The following is a 14,617-nucleotide window of genomic DNA, read 5'->3' on the forward strand; positions in this document are numbered from 1 at the left end:
CTTCATGAAAACCACAACAAAGGCTTTGGCGACATTTGCGATACTGGCTGCCGGACTGATGAGTGGCGCAGCAAGCGCGGAAGACATCAAGATCGGCTACATCAACAAGATGGGTGACCATCCATGGTTTGTCGCCGAAGTTGGCGGCGCCAAGAAAGCGGCTGAGGCGGCAGGGGCCGCGTTCGTGTCGCAGGACGTCCAGTTCGATGCCAATTTGACGATCACGACCTTTGATACGATGGTCGGCGATGGTGTGAAAGGCATCGCGATCGTCGTCCCAGACAAGGCACTGGGACCGGTCATCGCGGAAAAGGCAAAGGCCGCAAAAATTCCCTTGGTGGCGGTCGACGACGACATCTACTACCAGGATGGCACCAGGTCCCCTATGTCGGAATGAATGCGTACAACATCGGCGCGCGGGTGGGCGAAGAGCTTGCCAAGCTCTACAAGGCCGACGGCTGGGCGGGCAAAGAGGTGCGCATCGCCTCGATCGAGGACCGCAAGGCGGATACCTGCATGCAGCGCAACAAGGGCGCGGAAGAAGCGTTCCTGAAGGCGGTGCCCGATTTCAAGCCGGGGAATATCGTGCGCGTCCCCTACGACAACACTATGGTCAACGCCATCGACGTGATGACCACCACGTTGACGGCCAATCCCAGCGTCACGAACTGGATATTCTACTCATGCAACGATGATGGCGTGCTGGGTGGTGCGCGAGCACTGGAGAATGCCGGCTATACCGCAGACCAGGGCATGGGGATAGGCATCGACGGGAGCCGCGCCTGCGACGCCTTCGGATCAGGGAAGCCTTCGGCATTCCGTGGCACGATGTGGCTCAATTCGGCAAATTACGGCGCACTGGCGGTGAAGATCTTGTTGGCCTCCATCAAGGATGGAACGAAGCTACCCGTTCAGTCCTTCACCGACCCGGAATACATCACCGCCGACAATTTTGCGTCGGACTACAAAGCCAAGCTCTGCCACTGAACCGGCTATGCGTCATGCGCCGCAGGGCGCATGACGCTCTTTGGGCCGGCAGTTCGTCAGCGGGCACACGCCACCGACACGGGATCGATCCTCGGGAGTGAGCTTTGATGCAATCGGATTTCTTCTCGCTCGATAGGATATCGAAGCGCTTCGGCGTCGTGCAGGCGCTCGACAACGTCTCGATTGCTTTTCGGCCGGGGGAGGTGCTTGCCCTGGTTGGCGAGAATGGGGCTGGCAAATCGACGATGATGCGAATTCTCGAGGGCGTGTTCGCACCGGACACCGGCACCGTGCTGCACGGTTCCACGCCGATCGTTTTCGGCGAGCCGCGCGACAGCCACAGAGCCGGAATACGCGTCATCCATCAGGAGCCGGAGATCGTTCCGAACCTGACGGTGGCCGAGAACATTTTCGTTGGGGAACTGCCGCGGTTGGCAGGCGTCCTGCTCGACTGGCACAGGCTCGAGGAGCAGACCGACCGGGTGCTTGCGACCTTCGGCATGCAACAGGATATGCGGCCGCGGCAACTCTGCAGCACGCTCGGTCCGGCGCAACGTCAGATGATCGAAATCATGCGCGCCATACGTGCCGGCGGCCGGCTGATCGCATTCGACGAGCCGACCTCGTCACTGACCGACGACGAAGCGCGCCGTCTGTTTTCAGTAATACGCCGGCTGCGCGAAGAAGGCACTTCGATCGTCTACATCTCTCACAGGCTGAACGAGATCATCGACCTTGCGGATCGCATTGTCGTTTTGCGGGATGGCCGGCTGGTCGACGATTCCCCGGCGGCAGGTGCTAGCGAGCAAACCATAGCCAAGCTTATGGTCGGCCGCGACATTGCCGATCTGTTTACGCGCGAGACGTGGCAATCGGGAAAACTGTTGCTGGACGTGGCGGGCCTGACCACCGACCGCGTCACCGATGTGAGCCTCAAGATCCGCCGCGGCGAGGTGCTCGGCATCGCCGGCCTTATGGGGGCGGGGCGATCCGAATTGGCAAAGGCGATTGTCGGCTATGATCGGCGCCTCGGCGGAACCATAGCGATGAATGGCGTGCCCGTTGGCCCCAACAGTCCGCATGCAGCGATCGTGGCGGGCATCGGCTTCGCCCCCGAAGACCGCAAGCACGAAGCCCTGCTGCTGTTCCGAAGCATTCTTGACAATGCATCGCTTTGCGTGCCCGACAAGACGTCGACCTTCGGCTTCTTCAACCGGCGAAAGGCGCTGGAGATTGTCTCACCGCTCGCAGCAAAAATGTCGATCAAGGCGCCCAACCTCGACGAACAGGTTTCGAAGCTGTCGGGTGGAAATCAACAGAAGGTCGTTCTCGCGCGCTGGCTTGCCCGGCAGCCGATGCTTCTCATCCTCGATGAACCGACCCGCGGCATCGACATCGGCGCCAAGGCGGAAATCTATCGCCTGATCGATGAACTCGCCGCCAGCGGCATCGGCATAATCCTGATTTCCTCGGAAATGCCCGAACTGATCGGGCTAGCCGACAGGGTGCTCGTCATGGCTGGAGGCCGGATCACGGCCGAACTTTCCCGCCCCGACATCGACGAGACCACGATCCTGAAACACGCCATGCCGCAATCTGTACCATCGCTCGGAGGACAAATTCAGTGAACAGCCTTGAGCTTAGGACAGCAACAACACAAACCGACAAAAGGCGCGCTTCCTTGCGCATCGCAGAGCGCATCGGCATTCACAACATAAGCCTTCTTGTTGCTCTCGCCATTCTCGTGCTCATCTTCGGCACCCTGAGAGGCGATGTGTTCTTCTCCAGCCGAAACCTGCTGAACATTGGCCTGGGCATCACCATCCTGGGCGTTCTGGCGATGAGCCAGACCGTGGTCATTGTCGCGGGCGGACTTGATATCGCCGTCGGCGCAATTGTGGGTCTGACCACTGTATCGACGGCAATGGCCATCCAGTCGACGGGCTCGCCCGCAGCCGGTATTCTTGCCGGCCTGGTTCTGGGCGGTCTTGCCGGTCTCGTGAATGGCATCATCATCACCTATGGGCGGGTCAATGCAGTCATCGCGACACTCGGTACGATGGCGATTTTCCGCGGCATCGCATTCATCATGTCCGATGGGCAATCGATCGCGATTTTCAGCGACACTTTCCGCTTCATAGGGATCGGACGAATCCTCGGCCTGCCTCTGCTGATCTGGATTCTTTTCCTGACCGCGATCGTGTTCCATCTCTTCCTGGCGCGCTCGATCATTGGCCGCAACATCTATGCTCTGGGCGGCAATCCCGTTGTCGCACGCTTCTCTGGCATCAATATCAACCGCTACCGCGTCGGTATCTACATCATGAGTGGAGTGGCGGCCGGATTGGCCGGGATTCTGCTTGCTGCTCGTACCGGCTCGGGGCAGCCCGTTTCCGGATCCCAGGGCCTGGAGCTCGAGGCCATCACGGCGGCCGTGCTGGGTGGCTGCGCCTTGCAGGGCGGGAAGGGCACGATTGTCGGCGCGCTCCTCGGCGTCGCCATCATTGGCGTGCTCAACAACGGAATGATACTGACGTCCGTGCCAACCTTCTATCAGTTGCTTGCCAAGGGCTCGCTGCTGATACTTGCTGTGGTAATTGCCGAGTACCACTTGAACAGGACATGACGATGGACGCGGCGATCGCTTCGACTGGTCAAGCTAGGCAAGACCTTCCTGCCGGAGATGGCGCCACGTCATCGCTCAAGGATCGCATCGCACGCGATCTCGGACAACGCATCCTCGCCGGCTCCTACGCGCAGAACTCCGTACTTCCGACGGAAGCCGAACTTTGCGTCATCTACGGCGCGAGCCGCACGGCGCTTCGCGATGCTCTTCTCACGCTTTCGGCCAAAGGATTGATCGAAGCGCGCAAGCGGGCCGGGACGCGTGTGCGCGCATCGAGCGAATGGAACAGGTTGGATGCACAGGTTCTCGAATGGATGCGCGACATCGAGCCAGATCTCGATTTCGTCCGTGGACTGATCGAGGCGCGGCTCGTCATTGAACCCGCTGCGGCCCAACTTGCGGCCAAGATGGCGACGTCAGGCGATCTCGCGGTCATCGAAGCGGCGTATGAGGCCATGCGCATTGCTCCGGAGGACGATCTCGCTGCGTGTCTTGATGCCGATGTCAGATTTCATACCGCCATCCTTCGTGCCAGCCGCAACCCGGTATTCGCCAATCTCGGCAATATGCTCGCGGCGGCCCTCAGCTTCTCCTTCCGATTGACCACATCGGCCACCGCTAACTATCAGCAGACACTCAGCGCGCATGGCGACGTGCTGGAGGCAATTAGGATGCGCAGGGCCGACGACGCTCATGATCAGATGAAAGCGCTCATCGGGATCGCGTCGAATGACCTTCTTGCAGTGGCTCGCAAAGGCCGCCATCAACAGCCGATCGCCTCTGCCAGGGCCGATACCGTCTGAATTAGATGGTCCGGACGATCAAGATTCGAAGTGGAGAACTATCCGCTGAAATCGTCCCGTCGCTTGGGGCAGGTCTTGCGAGACTGGACTATGGGCGCGTGCCGCTCTTCAGGCCATGGCCAAACGGCGGGAGCAGCAACCCCTTCGACCTTGCCTGCAACCTGCTTTTGCCGTGGTCAAATCGCATCTCCGGCGGCGGGTTCTTATTCGACTCCAAATTCCACGAACTGCCTTCCAACGTCGCAGGCGAGCCATTTCCGATTCACGGCAATGGATTTTCGAGCGAGTGGGACGTCGACAGTCTGACGCAGGACAGAGCGAAGCTGTCGCTCATCAGCAACGGACCCGGCCCATATCGATATCGCGCCGAGGTGAGCTACGCGCTGGCCGGACAGGGGCTCGACCTGAAGTTTCGCATCGTCAATCAGGCGCCGGTCAGGCTGCCGTTCGGGCTTGGCATCCATCCGTGGTTCCCAAGAACAGCGTTGACCACGCTTCACGCCGCGGCCTCGCAGGTTTGCCTCGAACGGCCCAACCATCTCCCTGAAAAATTTGTCGATGTCAAAACCCGTCCCGACCGGGATTTCGGCGCCCCGGCCGCCTTGCCGAGCGGATGGATAAACAATGTGTTCGCTGGCTGGGACGGCGTCGCTACCATCTCTTGGCCAGAGCACAATTGCGGCCTCACGATCAAAGCGTCCTCGCCCTTAAATTTTTACCTGGTCTATTCGCCATCGGATGAGAGCGATTTCTTCTGTTTTGAACCGGTCAGTCATGCTGTCGATGCTCTCAATCGTGGTTCGATCGACAAATGGAATGGACTGTCGGTGCTTGGGCCTGGCGAGAGCCTGGCGGCCCGTTGCAGCTTCGCCGTCAGTTAGGCGGACCTCTGCGGCGCCCTCGAGTTGGCGTATGTCGGTGTCGGCCAGCATGTCCGGGGAGAACGAAGCCGGCCTTTCGTCCAAACGGAGCTTGGGAAGAGGGACCTCAGCGACCGGGAACGCATGAGCCCGTTCGACGTTTGCCGGATGTCGCTGCGCAGTTCGTCTGCTTGACGGTCCGGTACGGGCCTACTCCGAATGTACCTGGCAGGATTGGATCAATGACAGATGTTGACCCAAAGGAATTCATGCTCGCAGGCATCGTCATGAAGCGACTGGTCTCCGGCGAACAGACGGGAGGCTTGTTGAGTCTCTTCGAAAACAGAAGCGACGGGCAGACGAAAACGCCAATCCATGTTCATGCGAATGACGACGAGACGGTCTACGTCATCGAAGGGCAGTTGACTGCAATTGTGGACGGTGTGGTCCGAACGCTCTCGCCCGGCGAGAGCATGTTTTTGAAGCGGGGCATCCCGCACCAGCTTATGAATCCCGGCAATCAGCTCGTTCGCTATATCCTGATAAACACGCCAAGTGTGTTCGAGCAGTTTCTCGCCGAAGGTGGCCATGAACTCGGCAAGGGAGAGGTGGTCGGGCCGCCGACGCCTGCCGATATCGAGCGACTCAAAGCGGCGGCGCCGAAGTTTGGGATTACGCTTCTGAGAGACTGGCCGGCAAGAGAGTAGATGACTTCGTGATAGCGGCTCGGATCGCCGCTAAAGCCGGCCCTTGCCCGAGGAACCGTTTTGGCTAGCCGTCGGCAATCCAATCCGAGAGGCTGCGGGCAAAACTTCGCGGCACGATGAGTTCACACGCGGTCTCGCCGGTGCGCAGGAAGACCACGGACACGTGATGGAAGGATGTCAGCACGGCGCGGCCCGGAGCGGCGGCCGGCGCGTGCCAGTCGACGGTAACGCAGCCGGACAGAAGCCTTGCGATGTCAGGGCCGGTCATTTTCAAACGAACGCGACCTTCGCCGAGGGGAACCGAGCAGCCGAGATCGGGGTCGACGGCAAGCGCAGGCGCTTGCGTGCCTTCGTCGAGAGCCAGCCAGAGGCGGCGAGGTGCAACGCGGATGATTAGAAGGCCTTTGTGACGAACCGTCTCTCCGACCGAGGCTGGAAGCTTCGTGCCGAGCGATGCCGAGACGCTCTTTTCGAATTGCGTCAGTGTCCCGTCCCAGCCCTCGACCTGGATGAGCGGGCAATCGGCCACGGACAGGCTGAAATCCCGCGAAGACATCGAGCTAGCCATGCAGCCGTTCTCCCTGCGGATCGAGGAACACCGGCGAGACGATGCGAGCGCGAACCGTTTCATCATCCTTCATCGGGTAGACCGCCACGACCTCGCTTCCTTCTGCCGCGACATCACCGGCAAGCAGGGCCAGCCCGACATAATGGCCGCGTTCGGGGCTGAAACTGACGGAGGTGACGCGACCGCGCCCATGGCCATAGGGTTTCTCATCCGGCAGGAACAGGATGGCGCCGCCGCGCAGGCGTTTTCCGTCCTCAATGCATTCCAGTCCGACCAGGCGCTGTCGGTTGGGAGCCTGGAGGGCAGGGCGCCGTCGCAGGACGTCGCCGACGAAGCCGCTGCGTTTGCCGGCCATGCGACCGAGGCCGAGATCGTCGAGCGTCGTGCGCCCATCGATCTCCGGTCCGGCGACATGGCCCTTTTCGACGCGTAGCGCGCCAAGCGCCTCGACGCCGTAAGGCTTCAGGTCGAACGCTCTGCCGGCTTCGAGCAGGCGGCTCCAGAGCTGTTCGCCGGCAGTTGCGCCGACATAGATTTCGTAGGCGCGCTCGCCGGAATAACTGAGACGCAGGATGCGGAGCGCACGGCCCTCCCATTCGCTTTCGAGTAGCCCCATGTGCGGAAGCGCCTCGTCGGAAACGTCGAGAGCGGGAAACGCTGCACTCAGGACTGCGCGGCTGTTAGGCCCGGCAACCGACATCGCCGCCCATTCATCGCTGACCGAGGTGACGGCCACGCGCAAATCCGGCCAGGCCGTGTCGAGCAGGAATTCGAGTCGCGACAGCACATCGGCGGCCTTGGCCGTCGAGGTGGTCATGAAGAACCGGTTTTCCGCCAGCCGCGTCGTGGTGCCGTCGTCGAAGACGATGCCGTCGTCGCGCAGCATGACGCCGTAGCGGGCGCGGCCGACGGGCAGTTTGGCAAAGCCGTTGGCGTAGATGCGATCGAGAAAAATCGCCGCATCCGGACCCTGGACGTCGATCTTGCCGAGGGTGGAGATGTCCATCAGGCCCGCGGCCTGACGCACATTCCGCATTTCGGCGACATAGGCGTCGTTCACGTCGCGCCCCGACTGCGGGTAGAAATAGGGCCGCATCCAGAGACCGACCTCGAGCATCTCGGCGCCGTTCGCCATGTGCCAGTCGTGCATCGGTGTGCGGCGGATCGGCTTGAAATGATGGCCGGTCGCGCGTCCGGCAAGCGCGCCGATTGCCACCGGCGTATAGGGCGGGCGAAAGGTCGTGACGCCGGTCTTGGGGATTGTTGCGCGGCGCAGGGTTGCCATCGCGGCAAGTGCGGCAAAATTGCTGGTCTTGCCCTGATCGGTGCCCATGCCGAGCGTGGTGTAGCGCTTCAGGTGCTCGACCGATTCATAGCCCTCACGATGGGCGAGCTCGATATCTTCGGTCGTCACGTCCATCTGGAAATCGACGAAGGCCTTTCCACGTCCAACGGAAGGGATTTCGCGAAGTGAAATCGTGGCGGTCTCGTCCAGGTCGAGTTTCGACGGAGCGGGCACCGATGCCGACTTGCCGCAGGACGATGCGGCCTCGGTACCGGCGCGATGACCGTCCTCGATGGCATCGCCAGTCGCATAGGTTCCCATCATCGCGCCGGCGCCGAACCGGCCGGCCGGAAACGAACCCGGCACGAAGCCGTCGATGTCGTCGCGGTAGGCGGGCTTGCTCCCCAGGTGCGAGGTGAGATGCACGGTTGGCGACCAGCCGCCGGACACGCAGACCAGGTCGCAGGCGGCCTCGGATTGGCCGTCCGGCCCGTTGAGCGTTACACGTCTGACAGCATGGCCGCCGTTAAGGTCGACGATGCGCGTTGCGGCCCGCACCACCACGCCGAGCCATGCGGCTTCTGCGGCAAGTGCTGCGGGCGGGACGGGGCGCAGATCGGCAACCGTCACCTCCGCGCCGGCTGCGGCATAGTCGAAGGCGGTGCGCCAGGCACCGTCATTGGTGGTGGCGACGATGATTTTCTTGCCCGGCAGGACGGCGAAGCGATTGAGATAGGTCCGGGCGGCCGAGGCAAGCATGACGCCGGGCCGATCATTGTTCGAGAACACCATCGGCCGCTCGATGGCGCCGGTGGCGAAAACGATCGAGCGGGCGCGCAGCATGGTGACCGTTTGCCGTGTCTCGCCATTCGGCTGCGGATCGGTTGGATCGCGCTGTTCGACCAGTCCAAGGACATTGCCGTCATAGCTGCCGAAAGCGGCCGTCCGCTTCATCAGCGCGGCGGTTTCGAAGCCCTCCAACTCGGCCTCGGCCTGCTTCAGCCATGAGGCCGCTGCGCTGTCGGACGGTTCCGCCAGAAGCTGGCCGCCAAGCAGGAAATCCTGCTCGATCAGCGCGACCCGCGCGCCGGCCGCGGCGGCTGCCCGCGCCGCCGACAATCCCGCCGGGCCGCCGCCGACGATGGCGACGTCGGCGAAGGCATGACGAACCTCGTAGCGGTCGGGATCAGCGTCGGTGCCGGCCCTGCCCAGGCCGGCCGCCTTGCGGATGAAATGTTCGTAGAACATCCAGGCGCGGCGCGTTGGGCCCATGAAGGTCTTGTAGTAGAAGCCGGCGGACAGAAACGGTGCCAACAGCCCGTTGACGCTTTGCACGTCGAAGGCAAGCGATGGCCAGCGGTTCTGACTCTCCACGACCATGCCGTCGGCGAGTTCCAGTGTGGTCGCCGGCAGGTTCGGCTCGCGCCTGCCGGCGCTCCCGAGCGTAACCAGCGCATTCGGCTCTTCGGGCCCGGCGGAAAAAATGCCGCGCGGGCGATGATATTTGAAGCTGCGCCCGACCAGCGTGACACCATTGGCGAGCAGCGCGGAGGCAAGCGTGTCGCCGCGATATCCAGCCAGCTTGCGGCCGTCGAAGGTAAACTCGACCGGCTGCTCGCGGTCGATACGGCCACCCATCGACAGCCGCTTGTGGTTCGAACTCATGCCGGGGATTTCCTGAGAGTTGATTTCCTGGCCCGCAATTTTCTGGCGAAGTCGACGGCTGCGATGGCATGGTTGCGGGTGTCGCGTTCGACCACCAGCCATTGCCGGCAACCGGTCACGTGCTGCCAGAATTCACGGTGCGGGCCGGCCGGGTTTGTCCTGATATAGACGTAGCGGTGCCAGGCCTCCGGATCGGGATCGTCATGGGCCGGACGCTTGACCGAGGCATCGCCGCCATAGCGGAACTCGTCATGGTCGCGCGGGCCGCAGCAGGGGCATTCGATGCGCAGCATTTTGTCCCGCCTCCTATTGCAGCCAGGCGGAAGGGCCGACACCGGCCTCATCGAGCGTGTGGCCGGTGCGGAAACGATCGAGCCCGTAGGCTGCGATCAAGGGATGCGGCTTGCCGGTGGCGATCGTGTGGGCGAAGCACCAGCCGGAAGCCGGCGTCGCCTTGAAGCCGCCATAGCACCAGCCGCCGTTGAGATAGAGACCCTCGATCGGCGTCGGGCAGATGATCGGGCTGGCATCGGGGGTCATGTCCATGACGCCGCCCCAATGGCGCAGCAGACGGACACGCGAAATGCATGGCATCAGCGCAATCGCTGCCTCCGCCACTTCGCGCACGACGCCGAGATTGCCGCGCTGGGCATAGGAATTGTAGCCGTCGAGATTGCCGCCGAAGACCAATCCGCCCTTGTCGGACTGGCTGACGTAGAAATGGTCGGCGCCATAGGCGACGACGTGATCTACCAGCGGCTTCAGCGGCTCGGTGACGAAAGCTTGCAGCACATGGCTTTCGATCGGCAGTTCCAGGCCGGCCTTGGTGCCGAGCACGGACGTATGGCCGGCAACAGCAAGGCCGATCTTGCCGGCGCCGATCCGGCCTTTCGTCGTTTCGACGCCGACGATCCTGTCGCCGTTGCGGACGAAGCCTGTCACCTCGCAGTTCTGGATGATGTCGACGCCATGGCCGTCGGCGGCGCGGGCATACCCCCACGCCACGGCGTCGTGGCGCGCCGTGCCGGCGCGGCCCTGGAAGATGGCGCCATGGATCGGGAAGCGGGCGGTATCGGAAAAATCGAGATAGGGCACCAGCCGGCGCACCTCTTCGCGGTCAAGGATATCGGCATCGATGCCGTTCAGCCGCATGACGTTGGCGCGGTGGCTGAAGCCGTCGAGCTGATCGGCCGAATGCGCCGTGACGAGCTGGCCGCGCTGCGAGAACATGACGTTGAAGTTCAGCGCCCGCGACATGTCCTCCCAGAGCTTCATCGAGAATTCGTAGAACTGGGTGTTGCCGTCGAGCAGGTAGTTGGACCGGATGACGGTGGTGTTGCGGCCGACATTGCCGCCGCCGACATAGCCCTTTTCGAGCACCGCGACGTTGCGGATGTCGTGGTTCTCCGCGAGGTAGAAGGCGGTGGCGAGGCCGTGTCCGCCGCCGCCGATGACGATCACGTCATAGGACGATTTTGGCTCCGCTGCCCGCCAGGCGCGCTGCCAATTCTTCTGGCCGGACAGCGCGTTGCGTAAAATCGAAAATGCCGAGTAGCGCGCCATGTGTGCAGGCCTATCGAACGATCGGGCCGGCCGGCGTGCGGGTAAGCACTTCGGCGCCCGCATCGGTCAACAGCACCGTGTTGGAGACGAAGTCATTGCCGCGACGAGTGCCCATCAGCCACGACAGGATGTGGAAGCTCATCCCGGTTTCGATCTCGAGGTCGGAATCGTGTCGCAAGCCGGTCACCGAATTGCCGCCGGTCCATGACGGCGGCTGGCCGACTCCGACAAGGTAACCGCAGTGATGGCGGCGATAGTGGGAAAGACCGGCCTCGTCGGCGACGGCCTGCCAGGCGGCGTAGACATCGCGCGCCTTGGCGCCCGGCCGCAGCGCCTCGACGACGGCGTTGAACGCCTTGGCGGTCACCTCCGCCATTGTGGCGTCTTCGTCGCTGATGTGGCCGATGCGAACGAGCCGGCCGAGCGGGGCGTGGTAGCGCGAGATGCACCCGGACAATTCAACGAAGACCGGCTCGCCCTTGCGATAGATCCCGTCGCCCCAGGTCGTGTGCTCTTCACCCAGGCGCGCGGCCGGGCGGATGAACGGTCCGAAGCCCGGCGCATGACCGCCGGCGCGGATCATTGCCGCAACACATTGGGCGGCAACCTCCTGTTCGGAAGCGCCATCCGAGATCGCGGCGATCGCGGCACCGGCGGCGGCGTCCGTCACCTTTGCGGCCCGCCGCATCAGCGCCTGTTCCTCGGCGCTCTTCACCCGCCGCATCTTGTCGATCAGACCGGAGACATCGCTCCACTTGGCATCGGCTTGCATCTGGAGTGCCACGGCAAGTCCATGGCTGAAGCCCGCCGTCCAGTATTCTAGGCCGATCCGCTTGCCGGACAGGCCGAGCTCTGCGAGCACCCGCGCGGCAAGATCGGCCGCCGTTTCGCTATCGGAGTGGCCACGGAATTCCGCTGCCTTCACCTGCTTCTCGATTGTCACCTTTTCCATCGAACGGGTGACCAGAACAGGTCTTCCCTGAAGCGGAACGATCAGCAGGTGAGGGGCAAAATACCCCCAGTGATCGAGCCCTGTGAGATAGAAGACGTTCTCCGGCGAGGCAAAGACCGCCGCGTCGAGTTCGCGCTCAACCAGTGCCGTACGGACCTTGGCAAGGCGGCCGGCGATTTCGGCTTCGGAAAACGGATTGCGGTCCATCGGTCGTCCTTGTGCTTGTTGCCGGCTTGGTGGCGGGCATGGTCTTTCAGCAGTCCGGTTTCCCGGCCGCCATGTCAGTCGATGACGATGAGTTCGCGCGCCACGTCGCAGAGGCGTTCGCCGCCGCGATCCGTGACGATGAAGGATTCCGAGATGGCGATGCCGAAATCGTCGAGCCAAACGCCGGCCATGAAATGGAAGCACATCCCGGACTGCATCTCGGTGGTGTCGCCGGGACGAAGGCTTGCGGTGCGTTCACCCCAATCGGGCGGGTAGGCGAGCCCGACCGGATAGCCGACGCGGCTTTCCTTCTTCAGCCCGTTCCTCCGCAAGACTGCCTGCCAGGCGGCTTCCACCTCTTCGGCCGTGTTGCCGGGGCGCGCCTTCTCGAGGCCAGCGTCGACGCCCTCGACGATCGCCTTGGCCATGTCGAGGATGGCTTGCGGCGGCTTGCCAAAATGTACCGTCCGGGTCAGCGCCGCATGATAGCGGCGGCGCACGCCGGCGATCTCCAGAATGGCGAGGCCGCTGTCCGGCAGCGGCGCGTCGGACCACGTCAGATGTGGCGTGCTGGTGCCCTCGCCAACGGGCATCAGCGGACAGATCGCGGCATAGTCGCCACCCGCTCCGGGCACGCCCATGATCTGTGCGTGATAGATTTCCGCAATGACATGGTTCTGAGGCACGCCAGGCCGCATTTTCCCGATGGCGCGGTTCATGGCATGCGTGCAGATCGCACCCGCCTCGCGGATCAGCACCAGCTCGGCTTCCGATTTGACCAGCCGCGCCCAGTTGACGAGATCGTGGTTGTTGGCGAAGTGCGCGTCGGGCAGCCCCTGGACGAGATGGGCGTGGCAGCGCGCGGTGTAATAGTGCGCGTCCATCTCGACGCCGATGCGGGCCTTTCCCCAGCCACGCGACCGGATCAGTTGGCCGAGCTCGTCATAAGGGTGTTCGACGGGCTGCTGCACCAGCCGCTCCGAGAACGGCACGATATTTTCGTCCGGCAGGCCAGTGGTTAGGCGTGCGCTCCTGGCGTCCTGCGCCCTGCCGAACCAGATCGGCCGATCCCCCTCCAGATGGACGAGCACGCACTGCGGAACGTAGAACGACCATCCGTCATAGCCGGTCAGCCAGCACATGTTGGCGGGATCCTGGCAGACGATGAGGTCGAAGCCGGCCTTTTGCATGCGTGTCTTCACGCCGGCCAGGCGCTGCCCATACTCCGCTTGCGTGAATGTCCCGAAACCGTTCGCGGTCGCCACCGAAATCCTGCCTTCTGGGTACGCTGTTTGCCTTTTGCAAATAGGCATCAGCCTAAATTGTGCACAACTCGACGACCAATTTATTGGTTAACTACGAATTATCGTCGAATTTCCATGGTTTTTACATCTCTGCTTGCGAAATGTCTAGGGCAGTTGTATACGTCTTATCAAGCAGGCGCCGACCTCGAAGAAGGCCGCGCCCTGGGAGCCATCCACAGTTGTTCAATGGGAGAAAAGCATGCTCAAATCATCGATATCGCGCCGTATGGTCGTGAAAGCGGCTGCCTGCATCGCGCTCGCCGCGACGTCATTGACGTCGCTGTCCGCCCACGCCGAGACCACCCTCGAACGGGCCAAGAAGGACGGCTATATACGTATTGGCTTCGCCAACGAGGCACCGTTCGGCTACGCCACGCCCGACGGCAAGCTGACCGGCGAGGCGCCGGAAGTCGCCAAGGCCGTGCTCGCCAAAATGGGCATTCCGCAGGTCGACGGCGTGCTGACCGAATTCGGCTCGCTCATTCCGGGTCTCAAGGCCGGCCGTTTCGACATTATCGCTGCGGGCATGTTCATCACTCCGAAGCGCTGCGCCGAGATCAACTACTCCGAGCCTTCCTACGGCATCGGCGAGGCTATGTTGGTGGCAAAAGGCAACCCGAAAGGCGTGAAGGACTTTTCCAGCATCAAGGACAATCCGGATCTCAAGCTCGCCGTGATGGCGGGCGCCGTCGAAGGCGGCTTCGCCAAGGACGCGGGCGTTGCCGATGGGCAGATCGTCTCCTTGCCTGACCAGTCCAGCCTGGTCGCCGCCGTCCAGTCGGGCCGCGCCGACGCTGCCGCGCTGACCGCCCTTTCGATCGCCGACATGGCCAAGAAAGCCGACGGTGTCGAATCGACCAAGCCGTTCGGCGAGGTTGCCGGCAAGTCGGTGAAAGGCCATGGTGGCTTCGGCTTCCGTAAGGAAGATACCGACCTGCAGGAGGCCTTCAACGCCGAACTGAAGAAGTTCCTCGGTTCGCCGGAGCATATCGCGCTGGTCGAGCCACTCGGCTTCGGCAAGGATTATCTCCCCAACAAGACCACCGCAGAGCTCTGCGCAGGCAAATAGGTTCCCAACTGCTGGCGGCGC

The 14,617-nt window shown here is 62.7% G+C and carries 14 protein-coding genes; 8 read left to right on the plus strand and 6 right to left on the minus strand.

Annotated features, from left to right (window positions below; genetic code table 11):
* Positions 1-4 precede the first annotated feature (4 nt).
* The 7 genes from NKJ94_RS18895 (at position 5) to NKJ94_RS18925 (ending at position 5,983) form a co-directional block, all read left to right on the plus strand.
* The gene (locus tag NKJ94_RS18895; RefSeq protein ID WP_352527025.1) at positions 5-397 is read left to right on the plus strand and encodes a substrate-binding domain-containing protein; all 393 of its coding nucleotides are present in this window, start codon (positions 5-7) and stop codon (positions 395-397) included.
* Positions 394-987, plus strand: a complete 594-nt coding sequence (locus NKJ94_RS18900) for a substrate-binding domain-containing protein (protein WP_352527026.1) — start codon at positions 394-396, stop codon at positions 985-987. Before NKJ94_RS18895 ends, NKJ94_RS18900 begins: the two co-directional genes overlap by 4 nt.
* 107 nt (positions 988-1,094) lie before the next feature.
* Complete coding sequence (locus NKJ94_RS18905) at positions 1,095-2,615, plus strand: sugar ABC transporter ATP-binding protein (protein ID WP_352527027.1); 1,521 nt, start codon at positions 1,095-1,097, stop codon at positions 2,613-2,615.
* Entirely contained in the window at positions 2,612-3,613 is a 1,002-nt protein-coding gene (locus NKJ94_RS18910; RefSeq protein ID WP_352527028.1) for an ABC transporter permease, read from the plus strand. Before NKJ94_RS18905 ends, NKJ94_RS18910 begins: the two co-directional genes overlap by 4 nt.
* Positions 3,614-3,615: 2 nt before the next feature.
* The gene (locus NKJ94_RS18915; protein ID WP_352527029.1) at positions 3,616-4,416 is read left to right on the plus strand and encodes a FadR/GntR family transcriptional regulator; all 801 of its coding nucleotides are present in this window, start codon (positions 3,616-3,618) and stop codon (positions 4,414-4,416) included.
* A 5-nt stretch (positions 4,417-4,421) separates the two neighbouring features.
* Positions 4,422-5,297 carry an aldose 1-epimerase gene (locus NKJ94_RS18920; RefSeq protein WP_352527030.1) on the plus strand — a complete coding sequence of 292 codons (876 nt, stop codon included), beginning with the start codon at positions 4,422-4,424 and terminating at the stop codon, positions 5,295-5,297.
* A gap of 221 nt (positions 5,298-5,518) precedes the next feature.
* A complete protein-coding gene (locus tag NKJ94_RS18925) occupies positions 5,519-5,983 on the plus strand; it encodes a cupin domain-containing protein (protein ID WP_352527031.1) in 465 nt (154 codons plus the stop codon).
* Between the two features lie 64 nt (positions 5,984-6,047).
* Here NKJ94_RS18925 and NKJ94_RS18930 read toward each other — a convergent pair whose 3' ends face one another.
* The 6 genes from NKJ94_RS18930 to NKJ94_RS18955 form a co-directional block, all read right to left on the minus strand.
* The gene (locus tag NKJ94_RS18930) at positions 6,048-6,551 is read right to left on the minus strand and encodes a sarcosine oxidase subunit gamma family protein (protein WP_352527032.1); all 504 of its coding nucleotides are present in this window, start codon (positions 6,549-6,551) and stop codon (positions 6,048-6,050) included.
* Positions 6,544-9,501, minus strand: coding sequence for a sarcosine oxidase subunit alpha family protein (locus NKJ94_RS18935; protein WP_352527033.1), 2,958 nt, complete (start codon positions 9,499-9,501; stop codon positions 6,544-6,546). Before NKJ94_RS18935 ends, NKJ94_RS18930 begins: the two co-directional genes overlap by 8 nt.
* The gene (locus NKJ94_RS18940) at positions 9,498-9,794 is read right to left on the minus strand and encodes a sarcosine oxidase subunit delta (RefSeq protein ID WP_502896134.1); all 297 of its coding nucleotides are present in this window, start codon (positions 9,792-9,794) and stop codon (positions 9,498-9,500) included. The genes NKJ94_RS18935 and NKJ94_RS18940 overlap by 4 nt, the downstream gene beginning before the upstream one ends.
* A gap of 13 nt (positions 9,795-9,807) precedes the next feature.
* Entirely contained in the window at positions 9,808-11,064 is a 1,257-nt protein-coding gene (locus tag NKJ94_RS18945) for a sarcosine oxidase subunit beta family protein (protein ID WP_352527034.1), read from the minus strand.
* Positions 11,065-11,074: 10 nt separating this feature from the next.
* Positions 11,075-12,223 carry a M24 family metallopeptidase gene (locus NKJ94_RS18950; protein WP_352527035.1) on the minus strand — a complete coding sequence of 383 codons (1,149 nt, stop codon included), beginning with the start codon at positions 12,221-12,223 and terminating at the stop codon, positions 11,075-11,077.
* A 74-nt stretch (positions 12,224-12,297) separates the two neighbouring features.
* The gene (locus tag NKJ94_RS18955) at positions 12,298-13,494 is read right to left on the minus strand and encodes a M24 family metallopeptidase (protein ID WP_502896138.1); all 1,197 of its coding nucleotides are present in this window, start codon (positions 13,492-13,494) and stop codon (positions 12,298-12,300) included.
* Positions 13,495-13,726: 232 nt separating this feature from the next.
* Here NKJ94_RS18955 and ehuB point away from each other — a divergent pair, with 232 nt between their 5' ends.
* Positions 13,727-14,596: an ectoine/hydroxyectoine ABC transporter substrate-binding protein EhuB gene (gene ehuB / locus NKJ94_RS18960; protein ID WP_352527037.1), complete on the plus strand. Its 870-nt coding sequence runs from the start codon at positions 13,727-13,729 to the stop codon at positions 14,594-14,596.
* Positions 14,597-14,617 lie beyond the last annotated feature (21 nt).

It is taken from the genome of Mesorhizobium sp. M0060 (genome assembly GCF_040323155.1).
Taxonomy (GTDB): domain Bacteria; phylum Pseudomonadota; class Alphaproteobacteria; order Rhizobiales; family Rhizobiaceae; genus Mesorhizobium.

What these genes read in the sequence shown, in the direction of transcription:
- NKJ94_RS18915 (WP_352527029.1), top strand. Translation starts at nt 3,616, where the DNA reads ATGGACGCGGCGATCGCTTCGACTGGTCAAGCTAGGCAAGACCTTCCT.
- NKJ94_RS18935 (WP_352527033.1), bottom strand. Translation starts at nt 9,501, where the DNA reads ATGAGTTCGAACCACAAGCGGCTGTCGATGGGTGGCCGTATCGACCGC.
- NKJ94_RS18950 (WP_352527035.1), bottom strand. Translation starts at nt 12,223, where the DNA reads ATGGACCGCAATCCGTTTTCCGAAGCCGAAATCGCCGGCCGCCTTGCC.
- NKJ94_RS18920 (WP_352527030.1), top strand. Translation starts at nt 4,422, where the DNA reads ATGGTCCGGACGATCAAGATTCGAAGTGGAGAACTATCCGCTGAAATC.
- NKJ94_RS18945 (WP_352527034.1), bottom strand. Translation starts at nt 11,064, where the DNA reads ATGGCGCGCTACTCGGCATTTTCGATTTTACGCAACGCGCTGTCCGGC.
- NKJ94_RS18895 (WP_352527025.1), top strand. Translation starts at nt 5, where the DNA reads ATGAAAACCACAACAAAGGCTTTGGCGACATTTGCGATACTGGCTGCC.
- NKJ94_RS18925 (WP_352527031.1), top strand. Translation starts at nt 5,519, where the DNA reads ATGACAGATGTTGACCCAAAGGAATTCATGCTCGCAGGCATCGTCATG.
- NKJ94_RS18930 (WP_352527032.1), bottom strand. Translation starts at nt 6,551, where the DNA reads ATGGCTAGCTCGATGTCTTCGCGGGATTTCAGCCTGTCCGTGGCCGAT.
- NKJ94_RS18905 (WP_352527027.1), top strand. Translation starts at nt 1,095, where the DNA reads ATGCAATCGGATTTCTTCTCGCTCGATAGGATATCGAAGCGCTTCGGC.
- NKJ94_RS18900 (WP_352527026.1), top strand. Translation starts at nt 394, where the DNA reads ATGAATGCGTACAACATCGGCGCGCGGGTGGGCGAAGAGCTTGCCAAG.
- NKJ94_RS18940 (WP_502896134.1), bottom strand. Translation starts at nt 9,794, where the DNA reads ATGCTGCGCATCGAATGCCCCTGCTGCGGCCCGCGCGACCATGACGAG.
- ehuB (WP_352527037.1), top strand. Translation starts at nt 13,727, where the DNA reads ATGCTCAAATCATCGATATCGCGCCGTATGGTCGTGAAAGCGGCTGCC.